This window comes from Vibrio sp. 10N.222.54.A3, from assembly GCF_041474095.1.
Lineage (GTDB): Bacteria > Pseudomonadota > Gammaproteobacteria > Enterobacterales > Vibrionaceae > Vibrio > Vibrio crassostreae_C.
In genome coordinates this window covers 1-26,581 of record NZ_JBFRTN010000113.1, presented here as the reverse complement: position 1 = coordinate 26,581, position 26,581 = coordinate 1, and the positions used below count along the sequence as shown (strand labels likewise).

General features: G+C 44.4%; 24 protein-coding genes. 15 read left to right on the top strand and 9 right to left on the bottom strand.

Features of this window, described 5'->3' with window-relative positions:
* Positions 1-61: 61 nt before the first annotated feature.
* Both miaE and AB4507_RS20195 read right to left on the bottom strand, forming a co-directional pair.
* Positions 62-817: a tRNA isopentenyl-2-thiomethyl-A-37 hydroxylase MiaE gene (gene miaE / locus AB4507_RS20200; protein WP_102393839.1), complete on the bottom strand. Its 756-nt coding sequence runs from the start codon at positions 815-817 to the stop codon at positions 62-64.
* 143 nt (positions 818-960) lie between these two features.
* Complete coding sequence (locus AB4507_RS20195) at positions 961-1,725, bottom strand: hypothetical protein (protein ID WP_017060243.1); 765 nt, start codon at positions 1,723-1,725, stop codon at positions 961-963.
* Between the two features lie 322 nt (positions 1,726-2,047).
* Here AB4507_RS20195 and cysB point away from each other — a divergent pair, with 322 nt between their 5' ends.
* Both cysB and AB4507_RS20185 read left to right on the top strand, forming a co-directional pair.
* Positions 2,048-3,022, top strand: coding sequence for an HTH-type transcriptional regulator CysB (cysB, locus tag AB4507_RS20190; RefSeq protein ID WP_017060244.1), 975 nt, complete (start codon positions 2,048-2,050; stop codon positions 3,020-3,022).
* Positions 3,023-3,162: 140 nt separating this feature from the next.
* Positions 3,163-4,365, top strand: a complete 1,203-nt coding sequence (locus tag AB4507_RS20185; RefSeq protein ID WP_372183210.1) for a methyltransferase — start codon at positions 3,163-3,165, stop codon at positions 4,363-4,365.
* A 152-nt stretch (positions 4,366-4,517) separates the two neighbouring features.
* On the opposite strand, the gene ald is transcribed toward AB4507_RS20185, so the two are convergent.
* On the bottom strand, positions 4,518-5,642 hold the full coding sequence (gene ald / locus AB4507_RS20180; RefSeq protein ID WP_017060246.1) for an alanine dehydrogenase: 1,125 nt from the start codon (positions 5,640-5,642) through the stop codon (positions 4,518-4,520).
* 156 nt (positions 5,643-5,798) lie between these two features.
* Between ald and lrp the strand changes: the two genes are divergently transcribed.
* The 6 genes from lrp (at position 5,799) to AB4507_RS20150 (ending at position 13,657) form a co-directional block, all read left to right on the top strand.
* Positions 5,799-6,293, top strand: coding sequence for a leucine-responsive transcriptional regulator Lrp (gene lrp, locus AB4507_RS20175; RefSeq protein ID WP_004734558.1), 495 nt, complete (start codon positions 5,799-5,801; stop codon positions 6,291-6,293).
* 163 nt (positions 6,294-6,456) lie between these two features.
* On the top strand, positions 6,457-9,627 hold the full coding sequence (locus AB4507_RS20170) for a DNA translocase FtsK 4TM domain-containing protein (RefSeq protein WP_372183208.1): 3,171 nt from the start codon (positions 6,457-6,459) through the stop codon (positions 9,625-9,627).
* A gap of 75 nt (positions 9,628-9,702) precedes the next feature.
* Complete coding sequence (lolA, locus tag AB4507_RS20165) at positions 9,703-10,299, top strand: outer membrane lipoprotein chaperone LolA (RefSeq protein ID WP_017060248.1); 597 nt, start codon at positions 9,703-9,705, stop codon at positions 10,297-10,299.
* A gap of 64 nt (positions 10,300-10,363) precedes the next feature.
* Positions 10,364-11,719, top strand: a complete 1,356-nt coding sequence (locus tag AB4507_RS20160) for a replication-associated recombination protein A (protein WP_017060249.1) — start codon at positions 10,364-10,366, stop codon at positions 11,717-11,719.
* 142 nt (positions 11,720-11,861) lie between these two features.
* Positions 11,862-13,169 carry a serine--tRNA ligase gene (serS, locus tag AB4507_RS20155; protein ID WP_017060250.1) on the top strand — a complete coding sequence of 436 codons (1,308 nt, stop codon included), beginning with the start codon at positions 11,862-11,864 and terminating at the stop codon, positions 13,167-13,169.
* Positions 13,170-13,390: 221 nt separating this feature from the next.
* Positions 13,391-13,657 carry a DksA/TraR family C4-type zinc finger protein gene (locus AB4507_RS20150; protein WP_017060251.1) on the top strand — a complete coding sequence of 89 codons (267 nt, stop codon included), beginning with the start codon at positions 13,391-13,393 and terminating at the stop codon, positions 13,655-13,657.
* A 124-nt stretch (positions 13,658-13,781) separates the two neighbouring features.
* On the opposite strand, the gene bioA is transcribed toward AB4507_RS20150, so the two are convergent.
* A complete protein-coding gene (bioA, locus tag AB4507_RS20145; RefSeq protein WP_372183206.1) occupies positions 13,782-15,059 on the bottom strand; it encodes an adenosylmethionine--8-amino-7-oxononanoate transaminase in 1,278 nt (425 codons plus the stop codon).
* A gap of 161 nt (positions 15,060-15,220) precedes the next feature.
* Here bioA and bioB point away from each other — a divergent pair, with 161 nt between their 5' ends.
* The 4 genes from bioB to bioD are packed head-to-tail and all read left to right on the top strand — an operon-like array spanning position 15,221 to position 18,955.
* Positions 15,221-16,273, top strand: a complete 1,053-nt coding sequence (gene bioB / locus AB4507_RS20140; protein WP_372183204.1) for a biotin synthase BioB — start codon at positions 15,221-15,223, stop codon at positions 16,271-16,273.
* The gene (bioF, locus tag AB4507_RS20135) at positions 16,260-17,471 is read left to right on the top strand and encodes an 8-amino-7-oxononanoate synthase (protein WP_372183211.1); all 1,212 of its coding nucleotides are present in this window, start codon (positions 16,260-16,262) and stop codon (positions 17,469-17,471) included. The genes bioB and bioF overlap by 14 nt, the downstream gene beginning before the upstream one ends.
* Positions 17,472-18,275: a malonyl-ACP O-methyltransferase BioC gene (gene bioC, locus AB4507_RS20130; RefSeq protein ID WP_017060254.1), complete on the top strand. Its 804-nt coding sequence runs from the start codon at positions 17,472-17,474 to the stop codon at positions 18,273-18,275.
* Positions 18,272-18,955, top strand: a complete 684-nt coding sequence (gene bioD / locus AB4507_RS20125; RefSeq protein WP_372183202.1) for a dethiobiotin synthase — start codon at positions 18,272-18,274, stop codon at positions 18,953-18,955. The genes bioC and bioD overlap by 4 nt, the downstream gene beginning before the upstream one ends.
* 114 nt (positions 18,956-19,069) lie before the next feature.
* On the opposite strand, the gene AB4507_RS20120 is transcribed toward bioD, so the two are convergent.
* A complete protein-coding gene (locus AB4507_RS20120; RefSeq protein ID WP_017060256.1) occupies positions 19,070-19,237 on the bottom strand; it encodes a hypothetical protein in 168 nt (55 codons plus the stop codon).
* A 277-nt stretch (positions 19,238-19,514) separates the two neighbouring features.
* Here AB4507_RS20120 and htpX point away from each other — a divergent pair, with 277 nt between their 5' ends.
* Positions 19,515-20,378, top strand: a complete 864-nt coding sequence (htpX, locus tag AB4507_RS20115) for a protease HtpX (protein ID WP_029235495.1) — start codon at positions 19,515-19,517, stop codon at positions 20,376-20,378.
* A 314-nt stretch (positions 20,379-20,692) separates the two neighbouring features.
* On the opposite strand, the gene purB is transcribed toward htpX, so the two are convergent.
* The 3 genes from purB to mnmA all read right to left on the bottom strand — a co-directional run bounded on the left by purB (position 20,693) and on the right by mnmA (position 24,004).
* Positions 20,693-22,063 (bottom strand): adenylosuccinate lyase, encoded by a 1,371-nt coding sequence (gene purB / locus AB4507_RS20110; protein WP_372103086.1) that lies wholly within the window; start codon positions 22,061-22,063, stop codon positions 20,693-20,695.
* A 143-nt stretch (positions 22,064-22,206) separates the two neighbouring features.
* Complete coding sequence (gene hflD / locus AB4507_RS20105) at positions 22,207-22,824, bottom strand: high frequency lysogenization protein HflD (protein WP_017060259.1); 618 nt, start codon at positions 22,822-22,824, stop codon at positions 22,207-22,209.
* Positions 22,825-22,867: 43 nt separating this feature from the next.
* Complete coding sequence (gene mnmA, locus AB4507_RS20100) at positions 22,868-24,004, bottom strand: tRNA 2-thiouridine(34) synthase MnmA (RefSeq protein WP_017060260.1); 1,137 nt, start codon at positions 24,002-24,004, stop codon at positions 22,868-22,870.
* A 204-nt stretch (positions 24,005-24,208) separates the two neighbouring features.
* On the opposite strand from mnmA, the gene AB4507_RS20095 reads away from it, so the two are divergent.
* Positions 24,209-24,478, top strand: coding sequence for a hypothetical protein (locus AB4507_RS20095; RefSeq protein WP_010439986.1), 270 nt, complete (start codon positions 24,209-24,211; stop codon positions 24,476-24,478).
* Positions 24,479-24,580: 102 nt separating this feature from the next.
* Positions 24,581-25,885 (top strand): inosine/guanosine kinase, encoded by a 1,305-nt coding sequence (locus AB4507_RS20090; protein ID WP_017060261.1) that lies wholly within the window; start codon positions 24,581-24,583, stop codon positions 25,883-25,885.
* A gap of 194 nt (positions 25,886-26,079) precedes the next feature.
* Here AB4507_RS20090 and AB4507_RS20085 read toward each other — a convergent pair whose 3' ends face one another.
* The gene (locus tag AB4507_RS20085) at positions 26,080-26,490 is read right to left on the bottom strand and encodes an H-NS family nucleoid-associated regulatory protein (RefSeq protein ID WP_017060262.1); all 411 of its coding nucleotides are present in this window, start codon (positions 26,488-26,490) and stop codon (positions 26,080-26,082) included.
* Between the last annotated feature and the right edge of the window lie 91 nt (positions 26,491-26,581).

Sequence of the window (26,581 nt, the reverse complement as noted above, 5' to 3'; positions counted from 1 at the left end):
GCCTCCTCCTACTCGATTAGTCTGGATTAGTCTAAACTGGACTGAATGTTCTGTGTGGAGCCTAAACCGGAGCACCACTATGGAATTTGAAGTCGCTGTCTTCTGAAGTGATAAGATCAGCTTCTACTTGAGCAAAATGTGAAATACGCTCTGAAATATCTTTCCCTGCGATCTGTTCTGCTAGCTCAAGGTAATCTTGGTAGTGGCGAGCTTCTGAACGAAGTAGAGACACGTAAAACTTCTTCATGTCTTCTTCCAAGAAAGGAGCCAATTTAGCGAAGCGCTCACAAGAGCGAGCTTCAATAAACGCACCGATGATAAGCTTATCAACCAGAGCATCAGGCTCGTAAGTCTTAACTTGTTTGATCAAGCCCTTAGCGTAACGACCCGCCTCGATTGGCTGGTAAGTCACGCCTTTCTTCTCCATCAACTCCATGACTTGGTAGAAGTGATGCAGCTCTTCTTTGATCAGTAAAACCATCTTATCGATTAGGTCAGCACCGTAATTACAGCCTTCTTTCGCTGTGATTTGCTTGGATACGTTGCTTTTACCACGCAGAGACTCTAAGTCTCCGATACGACGGTAAGCAAATTGCTCGTATGGCAAAATCCATTCATTCAGTTGCTTCGCGCTTTCTTTATCGACGGCGTACTTGCGAATAAGGAATAAAGCACTCTGTGCCGCCTTAAGTTCACACAGCATGTGATCGCGTAGAATGATGTGAAGATTTTCTGGCTTTTTGGCTTCATCTATCCATGAATCTGGCGTTTCGGCTTTAAGAAAAGAGTGGATTGGAGCGAGTAATTCTTGATACATGGTCAGGGAAAGTTTGTTGATAATGCGGGGATTTTATCACAGCTCAAGAGATCTCCCTATACAGAGAAAGGAAATTCAACAGCTACAAAAAAGGCCGCCTATTTAATGTAAATAAGGCGGCCTTTAAGTGTTGAGTTAGACTGTTACCATTTCTTCTTCTGACCGAAGAGGGCATCCATATCGTCTTCTCGTTCTTTAGATTCCATCTGCTGCAAATCTTGAGCGTTTTTGTCTTGGCGTTTCTGGTCAAGCTCGTTAAGCATCTGTTGAAGCTTTTCTTTGGCTTGATTAGAGTACGAGTCGTTCTTAGTCGCCAAAGCATCAATACCTTTGCGTAATAGCTGAATCGCTGTTCCCGGTTGTCCGCGAGAAATCGAATCGTTTGCACGTTTGATAACATTTTCAATGTTAATACGGATTTGAATTGTTTCTAGGCGAGCATTTTCAACCACATAAGCTTGAGTCTCGAAACGGCCTTTATTGTGCTCGTTGCGCACCGTATCACGCAGGCGTTTAACTAACTTAAGCATCATGATCGCTTGCTTGTCACTACTTGGTACGCGGAAAGCGGTACTCTCGCCACCTTTGTAGTTCTCTTTTAGCTGAGTGATTTGTTGTTTTACGCTTTCAATGCGTTGGGCAAGCTGCTTATTTTTTGGATCGAGTTGATACATGTTTTCTAATGCATCAAGAATTCGATTGTTTAAGCATACAAGAAGATCTTGGCTAAACGGCATGTGATGAGCGTTGCCAATCAGTTCTTCTGTACCGTCAATAATGGTTAGATAACGAGAAGCTTCCTGTTTCTTCGCTGTTTCTACCTTAACTTTATATTGAAGCATGATGTTGTAGCCTAAAACTAACACCAAAAGAACGGCTACTAAGACGATTATTAAACCAATATTCATATATTTGAGTCTGCTTATTATTTTCTATAGCTAACTGGAGAGGATACACGATTCCATTGTGTATCGGCACTCGTAAATTGCAATTTCTGATTATCTCTTGTTGAGCGAAATCGGCAATCAAAACTTACCAACTAATGTATGAGAATGAGGGTTGGGTTGCAAAGCGTTAGTGATATTTTTGTTTGTTAAGCTAGAAAAACTCAATTTTTCTGTCATTTTTGTGTTCGAAGCGTTATAACTATTAATTATATTACACGCGACTATAACGCTCTCTTTGCAAATAAGTTAGCACAGAAATGAGTAAAGGATTACGAGGTTAGATATGAAGTTACAGCAACTGAAGTACATTGTTGAGGTTGTAAACCATAACCTAAATGTTTCAGCTACAGCAGAGAGTTTGTACACATCTCAGCCTGGCATTAGTAAGCAAGTTAGATTACTTGAAGACGAACTAGGTATTCAGATTTTTGAGCGTAGCGGCAAGCATCTAACGCAGGTTACCCAAGCGGGTGAGGATATCATTCGTATCTCTCAAGAGATTTTGGCACGCGTTGAAAGTATTAAAGCGGTAGCGGGTGAGCACACTCATCCAGAGATGGGTACATTGAATATTTCAACGACTCATACTCAAGCTCGTTATGCACTGCCTGATGTGATTAAAGGTTTCACGGCGCGTTACCCTAAAGTATCGCTTCACATGCACCAAGGTACGCCAAGCCAAATGTCAGAAGCCGTCGCTAAAGGTACAGCGAATTTTGCGATTGCAACGGAAGCGCTACACCTTTACCAAGATGCGATTATGCTGCCTTGTTACCACTGGAACCGTTCGATCGTCGTGACCAAAGATCATCCCCTGGCACAGAAGCGTAATATCACGATCGAAGATCTTGCGGCTTACTCTCTCGTGACTTATGTATTTGGTTTCACTGGCCGTTCTGAGCTTGATACCGCGTTTAACAAAGTAGGTTTAACACCGCGTGTTGTGTTTACTGCGACCGATGCAGACGTAATCAAAACCTACGTTCGTATGGGCATTGGTGTTGGTGTAATTGCAAGTATGGCTATTGACCACGAGCAAGATACTGATTTGGTTGCGATTGATGCGAGCCATCTATTTGGTGCGAGCACAACCAGCATTGGTTTTAGAAAAGGCACCTTCTTGCGTTCTTACATGTTTGATTTCATGGAGCGTTTTGCACCGCACTTAACTCGCCCTGTGGTTGAGCAAGCTATTTCTTTGAAATCGAACGAAGAGATCGAAGAGATGTTTAAAGATATCGAACTGCCAGTTCGTTAATCTCATCGTGTAAATTTTGATTCTTATTCGGCCTGTATTTGCAGGCCGTTTTTCTTTTGGGCTTTTAGCTTTCGTTTTCTTTATCGATCCTTTCCATTTCGACCTCTTACCCCTACAATCCACGCATCATAGGGGGAAGCATGCATTCACGATTTAAAATACTCGATTCATTTTTGCTAGAGCACCAGATTTACTGGCGTTCAGAGCCTTTTCACCTATGCCAAACTCAACAGCAGCCGTGGAAAGAGGTCAATCGTCCACTCGTTGATTGGTTACAAAGCTTAGATAATGAAAGCATTCAAATTTTAAAAGAGCAGCCTCTGCTTTTGGTTGAGAAACTAAGTCACTTCCTCCCTGAATTAGATGCTGCTACCCAAAACATCCAGTTCGATAACACTGCTTTGGTTGGTTTAGACCTCCCACGTGGTACTGCTGATGGTATCCCCGGCCGAAAGCTGAATCAAATTGTCGCAATGGGCGAGGCTGTATTAGAGCATCACCATGGCAAAGAGTGGCTCGAGTGGTGTTCTGGGAAAGGCTTTCTTGGTCGAATCCTATCTCAGCAATCGGATCAAAAAGTCACTAGCTTTGAATGGCAGCAATCGTTATGCGAAAGCGGACAAAAGATTGCTGATGACCAGAAATTAGCGATGAACTTTGTTCAAGGCGATGCGTTTTCTGAAAGTGCTGATGACGTGTTTAACTCAAACCAACATGCCGTAGCCCTTCATGCTTGTGGCGATCTTCATGTTGAGCTAGTTAAAAAGTCAGTCTCACATGGACTACCCGCGGTCACTATTTCCCCTTGTTGTTATCATCTTATTCGAGACGAAGCGTATCAAGCGATGTCTTCTGTCGCGAAAAGCTCAGCATTAACGTTAAGTAAGAGCGACTTAAGAATTCCGCTTCAAGAAACCGTCACTGGTGGTGAAAGAGTAAAAAGACATCGCCAACTAGAGATGAGCTATCGTCTAGGCTTCAGCCAGTTACTTAAGGCTGAACTTAACATTGACCAATACATTCCTGTACCGAGCATCAAAAAATCAGAGTTAGCTGAGGGTTTTGAATCTTTCTGCCGCTGGGCATCTGAAGTGAAAGAGCTATCGCTGGTTTCAGAGATTGATTTTGACTCTTATTTTGTTCAAGGCGAAACGCTTTTCTGGGAAATGGAAAAGCTGAGTTTGGTTCAACAAGTCTTTAGACGACCATTAGAGATATGGCTGGCTTTAGATCGCGCTATCTATCTGCAAGAGCAAGGTTATGAAGCTACGATTGAAGAGTTCTGTGAACGCACTATTACGCCAAGAAATCTATTGATTCATGGGGTTAAAATTGAGCGCTAGTGGTAAACAGTCTATTCGTGTTTTTTGCCCTAAATCCAGTAATGCAAAAAAGCCAGCGCGACATTATGTCGTACTGGCTTTTTGTTTAATGTGTATGGGTTAACTGAACGCTTCAACGAGAATATTATTGCGTTCAGTTAGTCATTACATCATTAGTTAAACATTGCGATTGCTTCTGCTGGGTCTACGTATTCAAGGTCAAAGCTCTCTGCAACTTCTTTACAAGTTACTTTACCGTGAATAACGTTTAGACCTTCTAGGAAGCCTTCATCAGATAGAAGTGCTTCGCGGTAGCCTTTGTTCGCTAGCTTAACAATGTAAGGAAGTGTTGCATTGTTTAGTGCGTAAGTTGAAGTGCGAGCAACAGCGCCAGGCATGTTTGCAACACAGTAGTGAACTACGTCATCAACAATGTAAGTTGGGTCTGCGTGAGTGGTTGCGTGAGAAGTCTCGAAACAACCGCCTTGGTCGATTGCAACGTCAACAACTGCTGAACCTGGCTTCATCTTAGCGATGTGCTCTTTTGTAACCAGTTTTGGCGCTGCTGCACCAGGGATTAGTACTGCACCAATCACTAGGTCTGCTTCTAGAACATGCTTCTCAATGGCGTCTTCAGTAGAATAAACCACTTTTGCGCGACCTTGGAATTCTTCATCAAGACGACGCAGTGTATCTACGTTACGGTCAAGAATTGTAACATCAGCGCGAAGGCCTACAGCCATACGTGCTGCGTTAGCACCGACAACACCGCCACCAACAACAACAACTTTTGCTGGTTCAACACCTGGAACGCCACCAAGAAGAAGACCACAACCACCGTTAGATTTCTCTAATGTTTGTGCACCTGCTTGAATAGACATGCGACCAGCTACTTCAGACATTGGTGCTAATAGTGGCAAGCGACCCATATTATCTGTTACAGTCTCATAGGCTACGCAGACAGCTTTGCTCTTGATAAGCTCTTCAGTTTGTGGAAAATCTGGTGCAAGGTGTAAATAGGTAAATAATATTTGCCCTTCGCGAAGCATAGCTCGCTCGACAGCTTGAGGTTCTTTAACCTTTACAATCATCTCTGCTTTCGCGAAAACGTCAGCAGCAGTAGGAAGAATGGATGCGCCTACAGCGATGTAATCATCGTCTGAAAAACCGATACCAGTACCGGCATTGGTTTCTACAAAAACTTGGTGGCCGTGTGAGATTAGTTCTCTCACGCTAGCTGGGGTCATACCAACGCGGTATTCGTGGTTCTTGATTTCCTTAGGTACGCCAATGATCATCCTGACTCCTCATTTTATTTTGGTTGTTTTATCTATGTGTAGGGTAATTCTGTCGAATTAATATCTAGTATAGATAGGTTCAGATAAAATTTGATACTGAATATTAAAAAGTTGTAGTATATTTTTTTGCAAGGAAGTAATAAGGTGGAATAAAAAATGGCAGACAATTATAAGAAGCCGTCCAAGGAACTAGATCGTATTGACCGCAACATTCTTAATGAGTTGCAAAAAGACGGTCGTATCTCAAACGTTGAACTCTCAAAACGAGTAGGACTTTCTCCAACTCCATGTCTTGAACGTGTTCGTCGTTTAGAACGTCAAGGTTACATTACTGGGTATACAGCGTTGTTGAACCCACAGTACCTTGATGCTTCACTTTTAGTGTTTGTTGAAATTACGTTGAACCGTGGTGCGCCAGATGTGTTCGAACAATTCAACACCGCTGTGCAGAAACTGGATGACATCCAAGAGTGTCATTTAGTGTCGGGTGATTTTGACTATCTTCTAAAAACACGTGTATCTGATATGGGTGCTTACCGTAAGCTACTGGGTGATACGTTACTTCGTCTACCGGGCGTAAACGACACTCGAACTTACGTAGTAATGGAAGAAGTGAAACAAACCAATCAACTTGTGATTAAAACTCGTTAGTCACAATTGGTGAAATGAAAGAAAGCGGACATTTGTTCCGCTTTCTTGCTTTCTGGAATTGGGTTTTTCTGTTTGATATGGTTAAATCAACAGTAGTTTCATTGAAACGAGCGGCTTTGGCCGCTCGAGATGTTTTTATCCCGTTTAATTATTAAGTTGGTTTATGTTCAAGCAGAGCAGTAATAAAGTAGAAACAATCATTAAAACGAGTGAAGAGCCTCAGTCTCCTCGTTTGAGTGGTTCTCAACGTCTCAAAGAGTGCAGTCTGATTCTCGGTGTTCTCTTCTCTATTCTACTTGCCGTTGCGTTATTAACTTTTAGTCCTGCAGACCCATCATGGTCACAAACGGCGTGGGGTGGTGACATTCAAAATGCGGGTGGCTACCTAGGTGCTTGGTTGGCGGATACGCTTTTCTTCGTATTCGGTTCTTTGGCTTACCCTTTGCCTATTTTAGTGACGGTTGCTGCGTGGGTATTATTCCGCAAACGTAATGAAGACGAGCAGATCGACTTCATGCTGTGGGGCACTCGCTTACTTGGCCTGACTGTCCTAATTCTTACGAGCTGTGGTCTTGCGGATATCAACTTTGACGACATCTGGTACTTTTCATCCGGTGGCGTAGTGGGCGACGTCTTAACAAGCCTTGCTCTTCCAACGTTGAATGTTCTTGGTAGTACGCTGGTTCTTCTTTTCTTATGGGGTGCTGGCTTTACTCTATTGACCGGTATTTCTTGGTTAAGCATTGTGGAATGGTTGGGTGAATGTGCCATCAAATTCTTCACGTCTGCTGTTAATAAGGCTCGAGGCCAAGACCAAGAGCTGCTTGAGCCTCAATTAAGAGAATCAGCAGACCGCGATTTAATCGAAGAACGTCATCACCAGCATCAAGAGCCAACTTACCGCGATGTTCCTGCTATAGAAGACAACAAAGAATCAACAGAGCATGACCCGCTAGATCCAGCGATGAGTTTTTCTGCGACCAATGATTCGTCAGACGTGGCGACAAATGCGCGAGACAATGCTGCATCGCCGAAGCGTCATTACAACATTCATATGCCAGTCGAAGCTCCAGCGAAGCAAGATGCTCCTGTTCATGAAGAACCTCAGGTTCAGCCTCAAACGGTAATTGAGTTAGAGCAACCGATCCCTGCAGCACCTGTTTACCAAGCGCCAGAAGAACCGTTAGAAGAAGGTATTGAGCGCTCTAAACAGTTGAATGCAACGATAGAGCAGCTAGAAAATGCGGCCATGTATGAAGATGACCTAGCGGAACAAGATCAGGTCGACGCGCATGATTCTCAGGTTGCTTATCAACAATACATGCAGAACGAACAACCAGAAGTTAGCCCTGCTCATGCTGACCTTGAAAGTGCTGAACCAGAATTAGATAGCTCACCACAAGTAAATGGCGAATTTGGTGCTGAAGATGTTCAACTTGAATCTTTATACGCTTCACCTATGGGCGAGTCAGAAGCAACAGTGGAAGACGATTTCTCTGCACAACCTTCACCGTTTGATGTGACGGAAGAGCAAAGCTACCAACAGGGTGCAGGTCTTGAATCTGAGCAGGCTGAAGCTGAGTTAGCTGGCGCAGCATTAACCGAAGAACAGTTTGAACCTTTCTCTTATCAAGAAGAACATTCAGAGCCTGAACAGCCAACAGCACAAAGCCTAGAGCCAGCAGTTGATCTTCCTTGGGAAGAAGTAACGGAAGAAGAATCTGCGCATCAAGATCAAGATGTCGCCGCATTCCAAAGCATTGTTTCTGAAGCCCAAGCGAATATGGCAGCGGCGCAGAATCCGTTCTTGGTTCAACAAGATGTTAATTTACCTAAGCCTGCTGAGCCATTACCCACGCTTGAATTGTTATTCCACCCTGAAAAGCGTGAAACCTTTATTGACCGTGATGCGCTAGAGGCAATTGCTCGTCTTGTTGAATCTAAGCTAGCGGACTACAAGATCAAAGCAGACGTTGTCGACATTTTCCCAGGTCCAGTAATCACTCGATTCGAACTTGATCTGGCTCCAGGTGTGAAAGTAAGCCGTATTTCTGGTCTTTCTATGGACTTAGCGCGTTCACTCTCTGCATTGGCAGTACGTGTCGTAGAAGTGATTCCGGGTAAGCCTTATGTTGGCTTAGAACTGCCTAACATGAGCCGCCAAACGGTATTCTTCTCAGATGTGGTTGCTAGCCCTCAGTTCCAAGAAGCAAAATCGCCAACAACAGTGGTCCTAGGACAAGATATCGCAGGTGAAGCCGTTATTGCTGACCTATCGAAAATGCCTCACGTTCTGGTTGCGGGTACAACCGGTTCTGGTAAGTCGGTAGGTGTGAACGTAATGATTCTGAGTATGCTTTACAAAGCATCACCGGAAGATGTTCGATTCATCATGATCGACCCGAAAATGCTTGAGCTATCGGTTTATGAGGGTATTCCTCATCTATTGTCTGAAGTGGTAACCGACATGAAAGATGCGTCGAACGCCCTTCGTTGGTGTGTTGGCGAGATGGAACGACGTTATAAGCTGATGTCAGCATTAGGCGTTCGTAACATTAAAGGTTACAACGATAAGCTTAAGATGGCAGCGGAAGCGGGTCACCCAATTCACGATCCACTGTGGAAGCCGGGCGACAGCATGGACCCAGAAGCGCCATTGCTTGAGAAGCTGCCTTACATTGTGGTTATCGTTGATGAATTTGCCGACCTAATCATGGTGGTTGGTAAGAAGGTTGAAGAACTGATTGCACGTTTGGCACAAAAAGCACGTGCGGCGGGTGTTCACTTGATCCTAGCGACGCAACGTCCATCAGTGGATGTTATTACTGGTCTTATCAAAGCGAACATTCCAACCCGTGTTGCCTTTACGGTATCAACCAAAACGGATTCACGAACTATCCTTGATCAAGGTGGTGCGGAATCACTATTGGGTATGGGTGATATGCTTTACTTGCCTCCTGGTTCTAGCCATACAACTCGTGTTCACGGTGCCTTTGCATCTGATGACGATGTACACGCAGTCGTGAATAACTGGAAAGCGCGTGGTAAGCCAAACTATATTGATGAAATCACCAACGGCGAACAAACTCCAGAAACCTTGCTTCCGGGTGAGAAGATGGAAGGTGATGAAGAGGTCGATCCTCTGTTTGATCAGGTGGTAGAACACGTTGTTCATTCACGTCGTGGCTCAGTTTCAGGTGTACAGCGTCGATTCAAGATTGGCTACAACCGTGCTGCACGTATTGTCGAGCAACTTGAAGCTCAAGGTATCGTAAGTGCTCCAGGTCATAACGGTAACCGAGAAGTCTTAGCACCAGCGCCACCAAAAGATTAGTTCCGGTAGGAACTCATAACTATTCAGTCGGTCAAATCGAAAATATGACCGACTTATGTTCTAACAGGATTATTGATGAAAAAAGTATTCGCACTTTTATTTATGAGCTTCTCAGTGTTTGCTTCTCCGAAAGAAGAGTTGAGTAGCCGCTTGGCATTAAACGCAGGCTTCAGCGCTGACTTTAAACAAGTCGTGACCAGCCCTGATGGTGATGTTGTTATGGAAGGTGAGGGCACGGTAGAGATTGCACGCCCAAGCCTGTTCCGCTGGGAGACCACGTTCCCTGATGAAAACTTGTTGGTATCTGATGGCCAAAGCTTGTGGTACTACAGCCCGTTCATTGAGCAAGTGAGCATTTATTGGCAAGAGCAAGCGACATCACAGACACCTTTTGTCCTGCTTACACGTAACCAAGAAAGTGATTGGGATAATTATAATGTGGCGCAAACGGGTAACCAATTCACGCTAACGCCAACTGCTGTCGATTCTAATCAGGGTGACTTCCAGATTAATATCACCGAAAAGGGCATTGTTCAGGGCTTTAATGTGATTGAACAAGACGGTCAAAAAGGTGAGTTTACCTTTAGCAATGTTGATTTGGGTAAACCTGCAGCAGACCGCTTTACTTTTGTGGCACCGGAAGGTGTCGAGGTCGACGACCAAAGAAACTGATCTAAACAAGCAGATCGTTTGGTAGTACGTCGATAGGCATTAATGCCATCAACGAATCAAGAGATTGCAATTGAGTAATTACAGCTTAGATTTTGCGGGGGACGAAGATTTTCGTCCCCTTGCTGCTCGTATGAGACCGGAAACTGTCGAACAGTACATCGGTCAGCAGCATATATTAGGCCCAGGTAAACCACTTCGCAGAGCGTTGGAAGCGGGCCATATCCACTCGATGATTTTGTGGGGGCCTCCGGGCACCGGTAAAACGACGTTAGCCGAAGTTGCAGCAAACTATGCGAATGCTGAAGTGGAACGTGTATCGGCGGTAACCTCGGGCGTAAAAGACATTCGTATTGCAATTGAAAAAGCGCGCGAGAACAAGCAAGCAGGGCGCAGAACCATCCTGTTTGTGGACGAAGTCCATCGCTTTAACAAAAGTCAGCAAGATGCTTTTCTGCCTCATATCGAAGATGGCACCGTGACCTTTATTGGTGCGACGACAGAAAACCCATCTTTTGAACTGAACAACGCTTTGTTGTCACGTGCGCGTGTCTACAAACTGACGTCCCTGAACACAGATGATATTTCTCTTGTCATTCGCCAAGCGATTGAAGATAAGCAACGTGGGTTAGGTGATGTGCCTGTTGATTTTGCTGATAATGTTTTAGATCGCCTTGCAGAACTGGTTAACGGCGACGCGCGTATGTCGCTTAACTACCTTGAACTGCTGTATGACATGGCAGAAGACAACGATAAAGGCGAGAAAGCGATAACCTTGCAGTTGTTGGCTGAAGTGGCTGGTGAGAAAGTCGCTCGTTTCGATAACAAGGGTGATATTTGGTACGACCTAATCTCCGCGGTTCATAAGTCAATTCGTGGCTCAAACCCTGATGCGGCCTTGTACTGGTCAGCACGAATGATTGCTGCGGGTTGTGATCCTTTGTATATCGTTAGACGCTTGCTGGCGATTGCTTCTGAAGATATTGGCAACGCTGACCCTCGTGCCATGCAGGTTGCGATGTCGGCGTGGGATTGCTTCACTCGCATTGGCCCAGCCGAAGGGGAGCGTGCGATTGCGCAGGCGGTTGTTTATCTTGCATGTGCACCAAAGAGTAACGCCGTTTACACCGCTTGGAAGCAAGCGTTAACAGATGCTCACAATCTTCCTGAATATGAAGTGCCGCATCATTTGCGAAATGCACCGACAACTTTGATGAAGGACATGGGCTACGGGCAAGAATACCGTTATGCTCATGACGAACCAGGAGCCTACGCCGCTGGTGAAAAGTATCTGCCTCCTGAAATGGGAGAGAAGCAATACTATTTCCCAACAAAACGAGGCTTAGAGACCAAAATTGGCGAGAAGCTAGATTATCTGGCGGATTTGGACGCAAAAAGCCCACAAAAACGCTATGAAAAGTAGTCTTTTTTGGATATCGTTACCTAGTCATAAAATTTCAATTAAATCGTTATAAATTGGTCGAAATAACACCAGTTTTAGGGGTTTAGCAGTGATTCAGTAGCAAGCTACTGAATATTCAAATAACTAAAGCATAGGATTAGCAATGCTGGATTCTAAATTACTTCGAGCTGAGCTGGATGAAACAGCGGCAAAATTAGCACGTCGAGGCTTCACCCTTGATGTAGAGACAATTCGTGAACTTGAAGAAAAACGTAAGTCCCTTCAGATGAAAACTGAAGAGCTACAAGCGTTACGTAACTCTCGATCGAAGTCCATTGGTCAAGCGAAAGCAAAAGGCGACCATGAAGAAGCTGAGCGTATCCTTGCAGAAGTAGGCAACTTAGGCGCAGAACTAGACCAAGCTAAAGTAGCATTGGCTGATCTTCAATCTGAGCTAGAAACGATCACAATGTCTATTCCTAACCTACCTGATGCAGAAGTGCCAGATGGTAAAGATGAAGACGATAACGTAGAAGTTTCTCGTTGGGGTCAACCTAAGACTTACGACTTTGAAGTGAAAGATCACGTCGATCTTGGCGAAATGTCTGGCGGTCTTGATTTTGCTAGCGCAGTTAAAATCTCGGGTTCTCGTTTCATCGTGATGAAAGGCAAATTTGCACGTCTACACCGTGCTATTGCTCAGTTCATGCTGGACCTTCACACTGATGAGCACGGCTACACAGAAATGTACGTACCGTATCTAGTGAACCACGATAGCCTTTACGGTACTGGTCAACTTCCTAAGTTCGGCGAAGACTTGTTCCACACAAGCCCGCTAACTGAGCAAGTAAGTGACGTACCTCTTAAGACTCTATCGCTTATCCCTACTGCGGAAGTACCGGTAACGAACATGGTTCGTGACACGATCACTGATGAAGCTGAACTGCCACTTAAGATGACAGCTCACACGCCGTGTTTCCGTTCTGAAGCGGGTTCTTACGGTCGTGACACTCGTGGTCTTATCCGTATGCACCAATTCGACAAAGTTGAATTAGTACAAATCACTAAGCCAGAAGACTCAATGGCAGCGCTTGAAGAGCTAACTGGCCACGCTGAGAAAGTACTTCAACTTCTAGAGCTTCCTTACCGTAAAGTGATTCTATGTACAGGTGACATGGGCTTCGGTTCTGCGAAAACTTACGACTTAGAAGTATGGGTTCCAGCACAAGAGACTTACCGTGAGATTTCTTCTTGTTCAAACATGTGGGATTTCCAAGCGCGTCGTATGCAAGCTCGTTTCCGTCGTAAAGGCGAGAAAAAACCTGAACTTGTACACACACTAAACGGTTCTGGTCTTGCTGTTGGTCGTACTATGGTTGCTATCCTTGAGAACAACCAAGAAGCAGATGGCCGTATTGCTATCCCAGAAGTACTTCAACCATACATGGGCGGCGTAACGCACATCGGTTAATTAGATTGATTAAGCATTAGGTTACTTATAAAACCCAGCCAACAGGCTGGGTTTTTTATTGCCTATAGAATAGTGCAGTGGCGAGAAATAAATAATTTTTGTTACCTATGTGTAATAGTGTTTTATTGATTTTGATAATTATTACAATCCTTAAATGTGGCTATAATATGCTCTTACCGCGGTAGGTATAGATTTTCTCGTTCAAATACTGAGGAGGGCTTATGGCCGTAGGATGGGCTGGTGACGATAGTGTCAGCCAGCAAATACAAAATACCATTGATGATGAGATCTCTCGTGTAAGAGGAAACCTTCGAGGTGGTGAGGGTTTGCGTTATTGTGATGAGTGTGGTGATGAGATTCCGGAACAAAGACGACGCGCGATCAAAGGCGTTCGTTTGTGTATAGAATGTCAGTCAATATTAGAGCATGACGCACATCGACATTCATTGTTTAACCGTCGAGCAAGTAAAGATAGCCAATTACGTTAAACTGACGGTTACCTTCAAGCAGTTAAGGCCTTACTTTTATGTAAGGCCTTTTAGTTTAATTAAATGATTTATTAATGAAGATATATAGAAATAATCGTCGCTCTTGTTTAGAGCAATAAACGCCTTATTTAAAGCAATGAGTATTTTGTAATGCAGTGTCGATAGCAGCGACCAATTGCTCAATATGTTGTGGTTTGATAATAAACGGAGGCATCATATAAATTAGCTTACCAAACGGACGGATCCAAACGCCTTGCTCTACAAAGTGAGCTTGAATGGCTTCCATATCGACGGGTGTGTGAGTTTCAACGACGCCAATAGCGCCTAACCAACGCACGTCTTTAACCAGTTCATGCTCTCGCAACGGTGGTAACAACTCAGAAAAGAGCTGTTCAATCTGTTGAGTCTGATTTTTCCAATGGCCTTGCTCGATGATGGATAAACTTGCCGCACCGACTGCGCAAGCCAATGGGTTGCCCATAAAGGTTGGCCCATGCATAAAGCAGCCCGCTTCACCGCCACATACCGTGTCAGCAACTTCTTTACTCGCCAGCGTCGCTGACAATGTCATATAACCACCAGTTAAAGCCTTGCCTACGCATAAGATGTCCGGTTGAACATCGGCATGCTCACAAGCGAATAGTTTCCCTGTACGGCCAAACCCGGTCGCAATCTCATCCAAGATCAGCAATACGTTGAATTCATCACACAGTAAGCGAACTTGTTTTAGGAACTCAGGGTGGTAGATGCGCATGCCACCAGCCCCTTGAACGATTGGCTCTAAGATCACCGCTGCGACTTCTTGATGGTGTGCTGCCAGCTTTTCTTTAAAACTATCGATGTCACTTGAGTTCCACTCATCCCAAAAGCCTGTTTTTGGCGAATCAGCGAAAATATGTTCCGGCAAAAAGCCTTTGTAGAGGCTGTGCATCGAATTGTCAGGGTCGGTCACTGACATCGCCGCAAAGGTATCACCGTGGTAGCCATCTCTTAGTGTGAGGAACTTTGAACGAGGTTGTCCTTTAGCGTGCCAATATTGCAATGCCATCTTGAGGCTAACCTCTACGGCAACTGAACCTGAATCGGCCAAAAATACATGCTCAAGATTACTTGGCGCGAGATTCAAAAGCTTCTTACATAGATCGATAGCGGGCTGGTGGGTGATGCCACCAAACATAACGTGTGAAACCTTATCGATTTGACTATGAGCTGCAGCGTTTAGCTCTGGATGATTGTAGCCGTGGATGGTTGACCACCAAGATGACATGCCATCAATAATTCGTATTCCGCCTTCTAATTCTAAGTAAACACCGTCTGCATTGGTGACCGGGTAGCAGGTCAGAGGTGTTAACGTTGATGTGTAGGGATGCCAGATATGCTGGCGATCAAAGGCGAGATCCATAGTAACTTCCATTCTTGGTGTGATCAAAAAATAACCAGATGTAAACTTTTGATATTATCAATGTGTTGACAGTCTAAAGCTTGTCGGTAGACTAGCCAAGCATAAATGCAAACTCTAGACACAGAGTTGTAACATCAAAAAAATAAAAAAAGGATCGACACGTGGAAGTTCGTCATGACTGGACAGTTGCTGAAGTAACAGCGCTGCTTGAAAAACCGTTTATGGATTTAATGTTTGAAGCTCAAGTCGTTCATAGACAGTACCAAGAGCACAACCACGTGCAAGTGAGTACGCTTTTATCGATAAAGACAGGTGCTTGTCCTGAAGACTGTAAGTATTGTCCTCAAAGTGCTCACTACCGAACGGATGTCGACAAAGAACGCTTAATGGAAGTTGAGCGTGTTTTGGATGCGGCGCAAAAAGCCAAGAATGCGGGCTCAACTCGCTTCTGTATGGGCGCGGCATGGAAAAACCCGAAAGAGCGCGATATGCCTCACCTAACTGATATGATCAAAGGTGTGAAAGGCATGGGTCTAGAAACCTGTATGACATTGGGCATGTTAACGCCGGATCAAGCAGGCGAGCTAGCCGACGCAGGTTTGGACTACTACAACCATAACCTTGATACGTCTCCAGAATTTTACGGCAGCATTATTACCACTCGTACTTACCAAGATCGTTTAGACACGTTGTCTCACGTGCGTGATGCCGGAATGAAGATCTGTTCTGGTGGCATCATCGGTATGGGCGAAAGCACCAATGACCGAGCAGGTCTTCTTGTAGAGCTGGCGAACCTTCCAGTACACCCTGAAAGTGTGCCAATCAACATGCTCGTGAAAGTGAAAGGCACACCGATGGAAAACGTCGATGATGTTGAATCTTTTGACTTCATTAAGTTGATTGCGATTGCTCGTATCATGATGCCAATGTCAGCGGTTCGTCTATCTGCAGGTCGCGAGAATATGAATGAACAGATGCAGGCGATGTGCTTCATGGCTGGCGCGAACTCTATCTTCTACGGTTGTAAGCTACTGACTACGCCAAACCCAGATGAAGACACGGACATGCAGCTGTTTAAGAAGTTAGGCATCAACAGCCAACAAGTGGCTCAGAAGCCTGATGAAATTCAAGAAAACGAACTGTTAGATCAAGTAGTGGAGCGCCTTGCTGCTCGTCCAACGAAAGATGACATGTTCTACGATGCCACTGTTTAAATCCCGTATCAAAGATGCCCTTGTTCAACGCCGTGAGCAGGGGCTAACTCGTCAACTTAAAGTGCTCGAAAACAGTAATGGTCCTTTGCTTAATTGCGAAGGTTCTCGCTTTATTAATTTTTCGAGTAATGATTACCTAGGCTTGGCGAACGACCCTGAATTGGTGGAGGCGTGGCAAGCTGGGCTTTCCCTTTATGGTGCTGGCAGTGCGGCATCGCCATTGGTCACGGGTTTTAGTCCTGCTCATAGAAATTTAGAAGCTCAGCTGTGTGAATGGTTGGGCTTTGAACGTGCGATTCTCTTTAGTTCTGGTTTCAGTGCGAACCAAGCCTTGTTGTTTTCTCTGCTCGAAAAAGACGACTCTCTGCTGCAAGACAAGCTTAATCACGCCTCTTTGATGGAAGCAGGGATGCTTTCTCATGCAACCATGAAACGCTTTAAACACAACGACACGCAGCATCTAGAGTCTCTATTAAGCCGATCTCTACAATCCTTGGTCGTCACTGAGGGCGTATTCAGCATGGACGGCGATCAAGCGCCTCTCAGCCAGATATCTAACCTGACTCATCAATACGACAGTTGGTTGGCGGTTGATGATGCCCACGGTATCGGCGTATTAGGTGATAAAGGAGCTGGGAGTTGCAGTGCAGCACAAATCTCCCCCGATATTTTGGTGGTGACCTTTGGCAAAGCATTTGGCGTTTCTGGTGCTGCGATTCTTTGTTCGTCAGAAGTGGGTGATTACTTAACTCAGTTTGCTCGTCATCATGTGTACTCGACGGCGATGCCACCTTCACAAGCGGTGGCTTTATCTCATGCTTGTAAGATGACTCAAACTCAAGAGTGGCGCCGAGAAAAGCTGACTGAGTTAGGGTCTCTCTATGCAGAGCAGGTGAGCGGCTTGAAAGGCTTTGTGGATACTCAGACTCCGATTAAGCCATTTGTGATAGGTGAAGCACAAGCGGCATTATCAATAGCTGAAGAGTTAAAGCAAAACCAAGTTTGGGTGACCGCAATAAGGCCGCCAGCCATACCTGCTGGAACTGCTCGATTACGAATCACGTTAACAGCTAACCATAGCCCAAAACAGATTCTCCAGTTAACCAGGTCGTTGCATCAAGCCATTGAACGAAACATCGACTTAAGCACTGAACAGGGTATCCATCCAAGCTTTGAATCAAATAAAGAGGCTCAGTAAATGTCACAAGAAGCAGTAGTGCATAATTACGTTGGCCAAGATAAGAGTGCGATTGCCGAAGCCTTTGGTAAAGCGGCAACAACCTATGACAAACACGCTGAATTTCAACGCGATGTTGGCCACCGATTACTGGATAAATTACCCAGCGATCTGTCAGGCTTTAAGGTGCTGGATCTAGGTTGTGGTACTGGCTATTTCTCCGAGCAACTTGTAAAACGAGGCGCCGAAGTGGTTTGCGCTGATCTTTCTGTTGGAATGCTAGCAACAGCAGAGAAGCGGTGTGGTGCATCTGTATCTTTATATCAACAAGCCGATGCCGAACAATTGCCGTTTGAAGATGGGTGCTTTGACATCGTTTTCTCTAGCCTTGCGTTGCAATGGTGTGACGATTTGTCGTCGCCTTTGAGAGAGATGAAGCGTGTTACAGCGGCTGGTGGGCGTGTTATTTTCTCAACTTTGCTTGATGGGTCGCTGTTTGAACTGAAAAAGTCGTGGTCCAAAATTGACGCACATCAACACGTTAACCATTTTATTACAATCAATAAGGTAAAAATTGCGTTAGCGCAATCTAGCTGTACCGTTCATCAACTAGACTTGCCCACCATCACCGTTTGGTACGACACTGCGTTTGAACTGATGCGCGACCTTAAAGGTATCGGCGCTAATCACGTAAGTGGTCGCTCACAAGGTTTAACAAGTCGTCGCATGTTGCAGCTTGTTGATCGGGAATATCGAGAGTTTAAGAACCATCAAGGTTTCTTACCAGCAACATATCAAGTTTGTTTAGGGGTTATTCAATTATGATTGATGCATTATTCATTGCAGGTACGGATACCGAAGTGGGAAAAACTGTGGTTTCAAAAGCGATTCTTCAAGCTTTGGCCGCACAAGATTTATCAACAATTGGTTACAAGCCAGTTGCTGCAGGGAGTGAAAAATCCCCTGAAGGACTACGTAATAGTGATGCACTGCATCTTCAAGAAGCGGCGACGCAAGATATTGCTTACGAAGACGTCAATCCATACGCGTTGTTGCTACCATCATCGCCTCACATCGCTGCTAAGCATGATGGTGTTGTAATTGATGAGGCGGTATTATCAGCGAAGCTAAAAGAGCATAAGAAAAACTCTGACATCGTGTTAGTTGAAGGTGCTGGTGGTTGGCGAGTCCCGGTTTCAGACGATGAATATCTTTCTAGCTGGGTTAAAAAAGAGCAACTGCCAGTGGTACTGACTGTGGGTATTAAACTTGGTTGTTTGAGTCACGCTCTATTAACGGCAGAAGCGATTCGTGCTGATGGCCTAAACCTAGTAGGTTGGGTCGCAAACCGTATCAATCCAGGTACTGAGCACTACGCAGATATTATTGCGATGCTTGAAGATAAGTTAGGTGCACCTAAGTTAGGTGAAATCCCTTACGTCCCAAAAGCGAAGTCTAAAAACATTGGTAAGTACATTGATGTGCAGCCTTTGCTTGCGCTTTAATTACCACGTTATGTACTAAATAAGAAAAGGGCTGCGATTGCAGCCCTTTTGCTATTTTAAGCCTTTAGACCTTGAGTTGATAAACAACCGGTCTTTTAATAAACAAGCTTAGAACTAATGTTCTTTAGTCAGTCCCATTAAAGCTTGCTGAGTTTCTGTGATTTTTGTCTGTGCCGTTTGCGGTGTTAGGATTCCAACCTGCTTTTTCGCTTCTTCTTCAGTAATCCCTAGGTGACAGCACAGTAAATCGATAGCCATTTGAGTGTTAGTACCTTCAACCATGATCCTTTCCTTTTTGTACATGGACTAGCCAATAAATCATCTGAAGTCACTGTAAACGGATTGTTATATCGACACCATACGACTTAGGTCTAATAGAGTGGATTTAATTCGGATATGGTCTCGTAATCAAATGTTGCAATTTAATGCTTAACCTTGTTTTCTTAATCTAAGACTATATGTATAAGTAAGTATAAGTCTTCAAGGTTGGAATCTATTGCTGTCTGCCTTGTCTATAACAATAAGTTTTATAAAAACAGCTTTCATGCGGAGATAAGTAATGAAGCGAGTAATGTTGTTCCTTGCAACTAACCTAGCGGTTGTATTGGTACTAAGTGTTGTTCTTAATGTTGTATACGCAGTTACAGGTATGCAACCCGGTAGCCTCTCAGGTTTATTGGTGATGGCTGCGGTATTTGGTTTTGGCGGCTCATTCATTTCATTAATGATGTCGAAGAAAATGGCGCTACGCTCGGTAGGCGGCATGGTCATTGAAAGCCCACGTAACGAAACAGAACATTGGTTGATGGAGACGGTAAGCCGTCAATCTCAACAAGTTGGTATTGGTATGCCAACAGTGGCGATCTACGACTCGCCAGACATCAACGCATTCGCGACAGGTGCTAAGCGTGACGATTCATTGGTAGCAGTATCAACAGGCCTGCTGCACAACATGACGCGTGATGAAGCTGAAGCAGTATTAGCGCATGAAGTGAGCCACATCGCGAACGGTGATATGGTGACCATGACGTTAATGCAAGGTGTAGTGAACACGTTCGTTATCTTCCTATCTCGTTTCATCGCCAACATTGTTGCGTCGAATGACAACGAAGAAGAGGGTGGCAGCAACATGATGGTGTACTTCGGTGTGTCTATGGTGTTGGAATTGGTATTTGGTTTCTTAGCAAGCTTCATTACGATGTGGTACAGCCGTCATCGTGAATTCCATGCCGATGCAGGTGCAGCGAACCTAGTAGGTAAAGAGAAGATGATTGCAGCGCTAGAGCGCCTAAAGGTGAGCCATGAGCCACAACTAGAAGGTTCTATGATGGCATTTGGTATCAACGGTAAGAAGTCTCTAACAGAGCTTCTAATGAGCCACCCGCCGCTAGACAAGCGTATTGCTTCTCTACGTAACATGTAATCGCTACGTATTCTTCAGTCGCTAATCGATAAGATACATTTGAAAGGCTTCCTTCGGGAGGTCTTTTTTGATCTTGGCATCTAAGACAGTAAGTATTCGAGGAATAGGTGTCTGGCGATAGAGGGTTACTGGTGATGAAGCATTACGATATTGATTGGTTGATATCGCACGGATTGAGATGAGTAGGGTAATGATACTGGGTTGCTTTGTATTATTTTGCTGACGTCTCTTGTGCTCAATACACTTTGTTCCGCTCAACAAAAAGGCTTCCACATGGGAAGCCTTAGTCTATTCTGTGATTCGAAATTCGAATATTACAGCTTGTCAGTTAGCTCGATTGCTTGACCGATGTAGTTTGCTGGAGTCATCTCTTTCAGGCGAACTTTCTCGTCTTCAGGGATCTCAAGACCATCGATGAATGCACGCATGCCTTCGCCATCTACACGTTTACCACGAGTTAGCTCTTTTAGCTTCTCGTATGGTTTTTCGATGCCGTAACGACGCATTACTGTTTGTACTGGTTCAGCCAATACTTCCCAGTTCTTGTCTAGTTCAGCAAGTAGCGCAGCGCGGTTAACTTCAAGCTTGCTAATACCTTTCAGAGTCGAAGTGTATGCAATGATTGCGTAGCCAACACCCACACCTAGGTTACGAAGAACCGTAGAGTCAGTAAGGTCACGCTGCCAGCGAGAAACTGGAAGTTTTTGTGCAAGGTGGCTGAATACTGCGTTCGCTAGACCAAGGTTGCCTTCAGAGTTTTCGAAGTCAATTGGGTTAACTTTATGCGGCATTGTCGAAGAACCGATTTCGCCAGCAATAGTCTTCTGCTTGAAGTGACCAAGAGCGATGTAGCCCCAAACGTCACGGTCGAAGTCTAGAAGAATTGTATTGAAACGAGCAACAGCGTCGAATAGCTCAGCGATGTAATCGTGAGGTTCGATTTGAGTTGTGTACGGGTTCCAAGTTACGCCAAGAGATTCAGTGATGAACTCTTCGCTGAATTGGTGCCATTCAACTTCAGGGTATGCAGAAAGGTGAGCGTTGTAGTTACCTACAGCGCCGTTGATTTTCGCTAGGATCTCAACGCTTTCGATTTGCTTGAATTGACGTTCCATACGGTACGCAACGTTCGCCATCTCTTTACCCATAGTCGAAGGAGAAGCTGGCTGACCGTGTGTACGAGAAAGAAGAGGAATATCACGGTACTCGTTCGCAAGTGCTTTGATAGCATCGATTACGTTACGAATTTCTGGAAGAATCACTGTGTCACGAGCTTCTTTAAGCATAAGCGCGTGAGAGGTGTTGTTGATGTCTTCAGAAGTACATGCAAAGTGAATGAATTCGTTAACTGCGTGAAGCTCAGGAACGCCCGCAACTTTCTCTTTCAAGAAGTACTCAACCGCTTTAACGTCGTGGTTAGTCGTGCGCTCGATCTCTTTGATACGTAGAGCATCTTCTTCGCTGAAGTTAGCGGCTAGTTCATCAAGAAACTGGTTAGCTTCTGCACTGAACGCTGGTACTTCTTTGATTGCATCAGTTGCTGCAAGCTTTTGTAACCAACGAATTTCAACGATAGAGCGGTACTTTAGTAGTCCAAACTCACTAAAGATGCTGCGTAATGCAATAGTCTTACTTCCGTAACGGCCGTCTACTGGTGAAACAGCAGTCAATGCTGACAGTTCCATGGTGTTCTCCTGAATTGAGTTTTCTAAATTTTGAGAGGTTTATACCAGTAACAATCTCAATTGTCACGCACATTGCGCAATCGTTTGCGTGAGAGTTGTGTTGATACAAAAAACAAGCTCGCGACGAGGCGCGAGCTAATAAACTACATTCGAGCTAGTAGGATTTGAGCCTGCTCGATCATCTTCTTACGACCGAAGATAAGGTGGCGACGTTTACCGCCAACTTGACGCCATAACACAGCGCTTCGAATCCCTGATAGAAGCAGTGCGCGAACCTTATGTTGGCTCGATGTCTGCTGAAGTACAGACGGAGTACCAGAAACCTGAATGCGAGGGCCGATAGGGCTGACGACATCAAGGTAGATACTTGCAAGGTTGCTGATCATTTGCTCGTCAAACAGATCAAAGTGTTCAGTTTGGCGCTCTGCAGTTTGAATGCGGTCACCAAGCTGAGACATAGAGTCGTTGCGAGAAGACAGCTTACGCTCAAGCGCCATCAAGCTGATGATGTAACGCGTGATATCGCTACCTGCTGGAGTACTATCGATACCTTTTACTAAGCACTCAAGGCCAAGCTTTAGGTTCGCTTCACGTCCAAATACGCCCACGGTATTCGATGGGTTGGTATTTAAAATGGCACTGAGTGAAGCTTCAAAGGCATCTTTATCACAATGGCCGTCTTTCGCTACTTGTTGAACCAAAGCCACAGCTTGGCAAATTCCGGCGAAAGCAATAGTACGGTCATAAAGTGTATTAGCCACGTAGTAACTCCTAGTTGTCTTCTATCGTTTGTCGTTTGATTGATTAGATGCGCTTTTCGATGATACCACCACCAAGACATACTTCGCCTTGGTAGAACACTGCAGATTGACCTGGGGTCACTGCGATTTGTGGCTCATCAAAAATAACCTTAATGTTCTCATCATCAATTGGGATGATTGTACAAGGAATATCTGTTTGACGGTAACGTGTTTTTACCGTGCATGTCATAACTTCAGTAATTGGTGTGCGATTTACCCAATGAAGTTGAGATGCGATCAAGCCTTCTGATTTCAGAAGAGGGTGGTCTTTACCTTGTACTGCGATAAGTACATTACGCTTAAGGTCTTTTTCACCAACAAACCATGGTTCTTCGTTACCGCCACCACCTTTAGTGCCGCCAATATGAAGGCCTTTACGCTGACCTAGCGTGTGGTACATCAAACCTTGGTGTTGACCAATCACTTGGCCTTCAGGTGTTTCGATGTTACCCGGTTGTGCTGGTAGGTATTTGCCTAGGAACTCAGTGAACTTGCGCTCACCGATAAAGCAGATGCCTGTTGAATCTTTCTTCTTAGCTGTGATCAAGTCTTGCTCTTCAGCAATACGTCGCACTTCTGGCTTCTCTAATTCACCGACAGGGAATAGGCTGCGTGCCACTTGATCTGAGCTTAGCGTGTATAGGAAATAACTTTGGTCTTTGTTGCTGTCTAGACCGCGTAGCATTTCTGGTTTTACGCCAGCATCAAGCTCTTCTTGAGTTGGGAAAGTACGACGAACGTAGTGACCCATCGCAATGTAGTCTGCGTCTAGCACTTCATCCGCAAACTCTAAGAATGCTTTAAATTTGATTTCTTTGTTACAAAGAATATCTGGGTTAGGTGTACGACCTGCTTTGTACTCTTCAAGGAAGTATTCGAATACGTTGTCCCAGTATTCTGCAGCAAAGTTGATAGTGTGAAGGTGGATACCTAGTTTGTCACATACCGCTTGAGCATCAGCAAGATCTTCAGCTGCCGTGCAGTATTCTTCGTTATCGTCTTCTTCCCAGTTTTTCATGAAAAGGCCTTCTACCTGATAGCCTTGTTGCTGAAGAAGATACGCCGATACTGACGAATCTACACCGCCGGACATACCGACAATTACTTTCTTTTCGCTGTTTCCAGAGCTGATATCTGACATGTCTAAACACCGTTACTATTACTTGGTCGCAGATTCTAACAGAAAGAGAAACGCCGTGACAGATCCGAGACCGGAATCACAGTTTCATTTGCACAAATAGTGCGCTGACTTTGTTAGAGAATCGCATGAGAGCGAGGTGAGTCGCTAGGATGTCAGAAGTATATGTGGCATAGTCGCTCGAAATCCAAGACCTGAGATAAAAAAATGTCTGAACAAAATGAATTTATGCAAGAAGAAGAGCTGATTGAGATCATCGAGAACCAGCTTGAAGATGGCGAACCAGTGAAAGTGAAAGAGACGTTGATGCGTTTAATGATGACAGGCACTCCACGTGAAGAAGCAATTGCGGCTATGGCATGTGCACTGGCAATTGAAGTATTTGACGTTATGAAAAACGGCGCGGAGTTTAATCAAAAACGTTACGCGGAGCATTTGGGCATGCTGCCTGATTTAAGCTTTATGGAAGGCGAATAAAAAAAACCTTCAGCAAACGTTTGCTATAGTTTGAAAGATTGCCGCGTTAAATATAGCGCGGTAGAATCCGCCACCTATTTCCCCTTGACTTAGACTAGCCTTATGAAATTCCCTGGACAACGTAAATCAAAGCACTACTTTCCGGTTCACGCTCGTGATCCTCTAGTGAGCCAAGCTCAAAGCAGTAAAAGAATGTCACGCACTCATATTATCGGTATTGACCAAACATTGGTGGATATTGAAGCAAAGGTGAGTTCTGAACTTATTGAGAAGTATGGTTTGAGCAAGGGACATTCACTGGTTATTGGCGACGCAGCCGCTGAATCTTTGTATCAAGAATTAAAAGAGCAGTGCCTGATTACCAATGAATACGCTGGTGGCACAATTGGTAACACATTACACAACTATTCAGTGCTAGCGGATGACCGTTCTACACTGTTAGGTGTAATGAGCCAAGATATTAAGATTGGTAGTTACGGTTATCGCTATTTATGTAATACATCAAGCAGAATGGATCTGAACCATTTACAAGGGGTAGATGGCGCAATTGGTCGCTGCTTTGCATTAATTACAGAAGACGGTGAACGTACTTTCGCAATTAGCGAAGGACAAATGAACCAATTAAAACCAGAAAGCATTCCTGAAAAAATCTTCAAAAGTGCTTCTGCTTTAGTTTTAACGGCTTATTTAGTTCGCTGTAAGCCAGGCGACCCGATGCCTGAAGCAACAATGAAAGCGATCGAATACGCGAAGAAATACGATGTGCCAGTCGTTCTTACACTAGGTACTAAGTTCGTTATTCAAGATGATCCAGAATTCTGGAAAGATTTCCTTGAGCAACACGTAACGGTTGTTGCAATGAATGAAGACGAAGCTGAAGCGTTAACGGGTGAAAGCGATCCACTGGCTGCATCAGATAAAGCGCTAGACTGGGTAGACCTTGTTCTATGTACTGCGGGACCTGTTGGCCTATTTATGGCTGGTTATACAGAAGATGCAGCTAAGCGTGAAACGTCACTGCCTTTACTTCCAGGTTCAATTGCGGAATTCAACCGTTTTGAATTTAGCCGTCCTGCGCATAAAGATTTATGTGAAAACCCAACTAAAGTGTATTCGCACATTGCGCCATACATGGGTGGACCAGAAAAGATCAAAAATACCAATGGTGCAGGTGATGCTGCGTTATCAGCTTTATTACATGATATGGCTGCTAATAAGTACCACAAAGAAAACGTGCCAAACTCAAGTAAACACCAACATTCATTCTTGACGTACTCTTCGTTCTCACAAGTTTGTAAATATTCTAACCGTGCTAGCTATGAAGTGTTGGTTCAACACTCTCCACGTTTATCTCGTGGCCTTCCTGAAAGAGAAGATAGCCTAGAAGAAGCGTACTGGGAAAGATAAGTTACTTTCTTTAATCAGTAGTACTATCAGTATCAGTTGGTTTCTAATACTGATAGTACAAATATAAAAAAGGCTCCGAAAGGAGCCTTTTTTGTTTCTGAATATATTGAAGTCGTAAATAATACTTTGGTCGACTTAAATATTAATTCTATCGCTTAGCGTGTAATTGATTACTCACTAAGTAAACTAAATGTTTAGATAGCAAACTCTTCTAGAGATTTACCAGCATCTAGCTGTTCTTGGATAGCTGAAGGCGTACGGCCTTGACCTGTCCAAGTCTTCTCGTCGCCGTTTGCGTCTACGTATTTGTATTTCGCTGGGCGAGGAGCGCGTTTAGCTTTTGTTGTTTTAGATTTTGCTTCACCAGAAAGTGCAGCAATAAGATCGGCAACATCAATTCCGTCTTTTGCAATTTGTTCAGCAATAGCAGAAAGCTTAGCTTCTTGCTCTGCTTTAGCAGCACGCTCTTCAGCTTCAGACTCTTGACGCTCTTGTACAACAATAGTCAGCTTGTCTAGCGCTTCTTCAAGTTGCTCAAGAGTTAATTCACGTGAGAACGCACGAAGGCTGCGGATATTTAATAGAGTTTTTGTTAATTCAGACATGATATTTTCCATCAAGGTAAACTAAATAATCTTCCTAATAATAAACAGAGCCTAGGAATAAAACAAATAGTATTTCTTCTATTACATATTT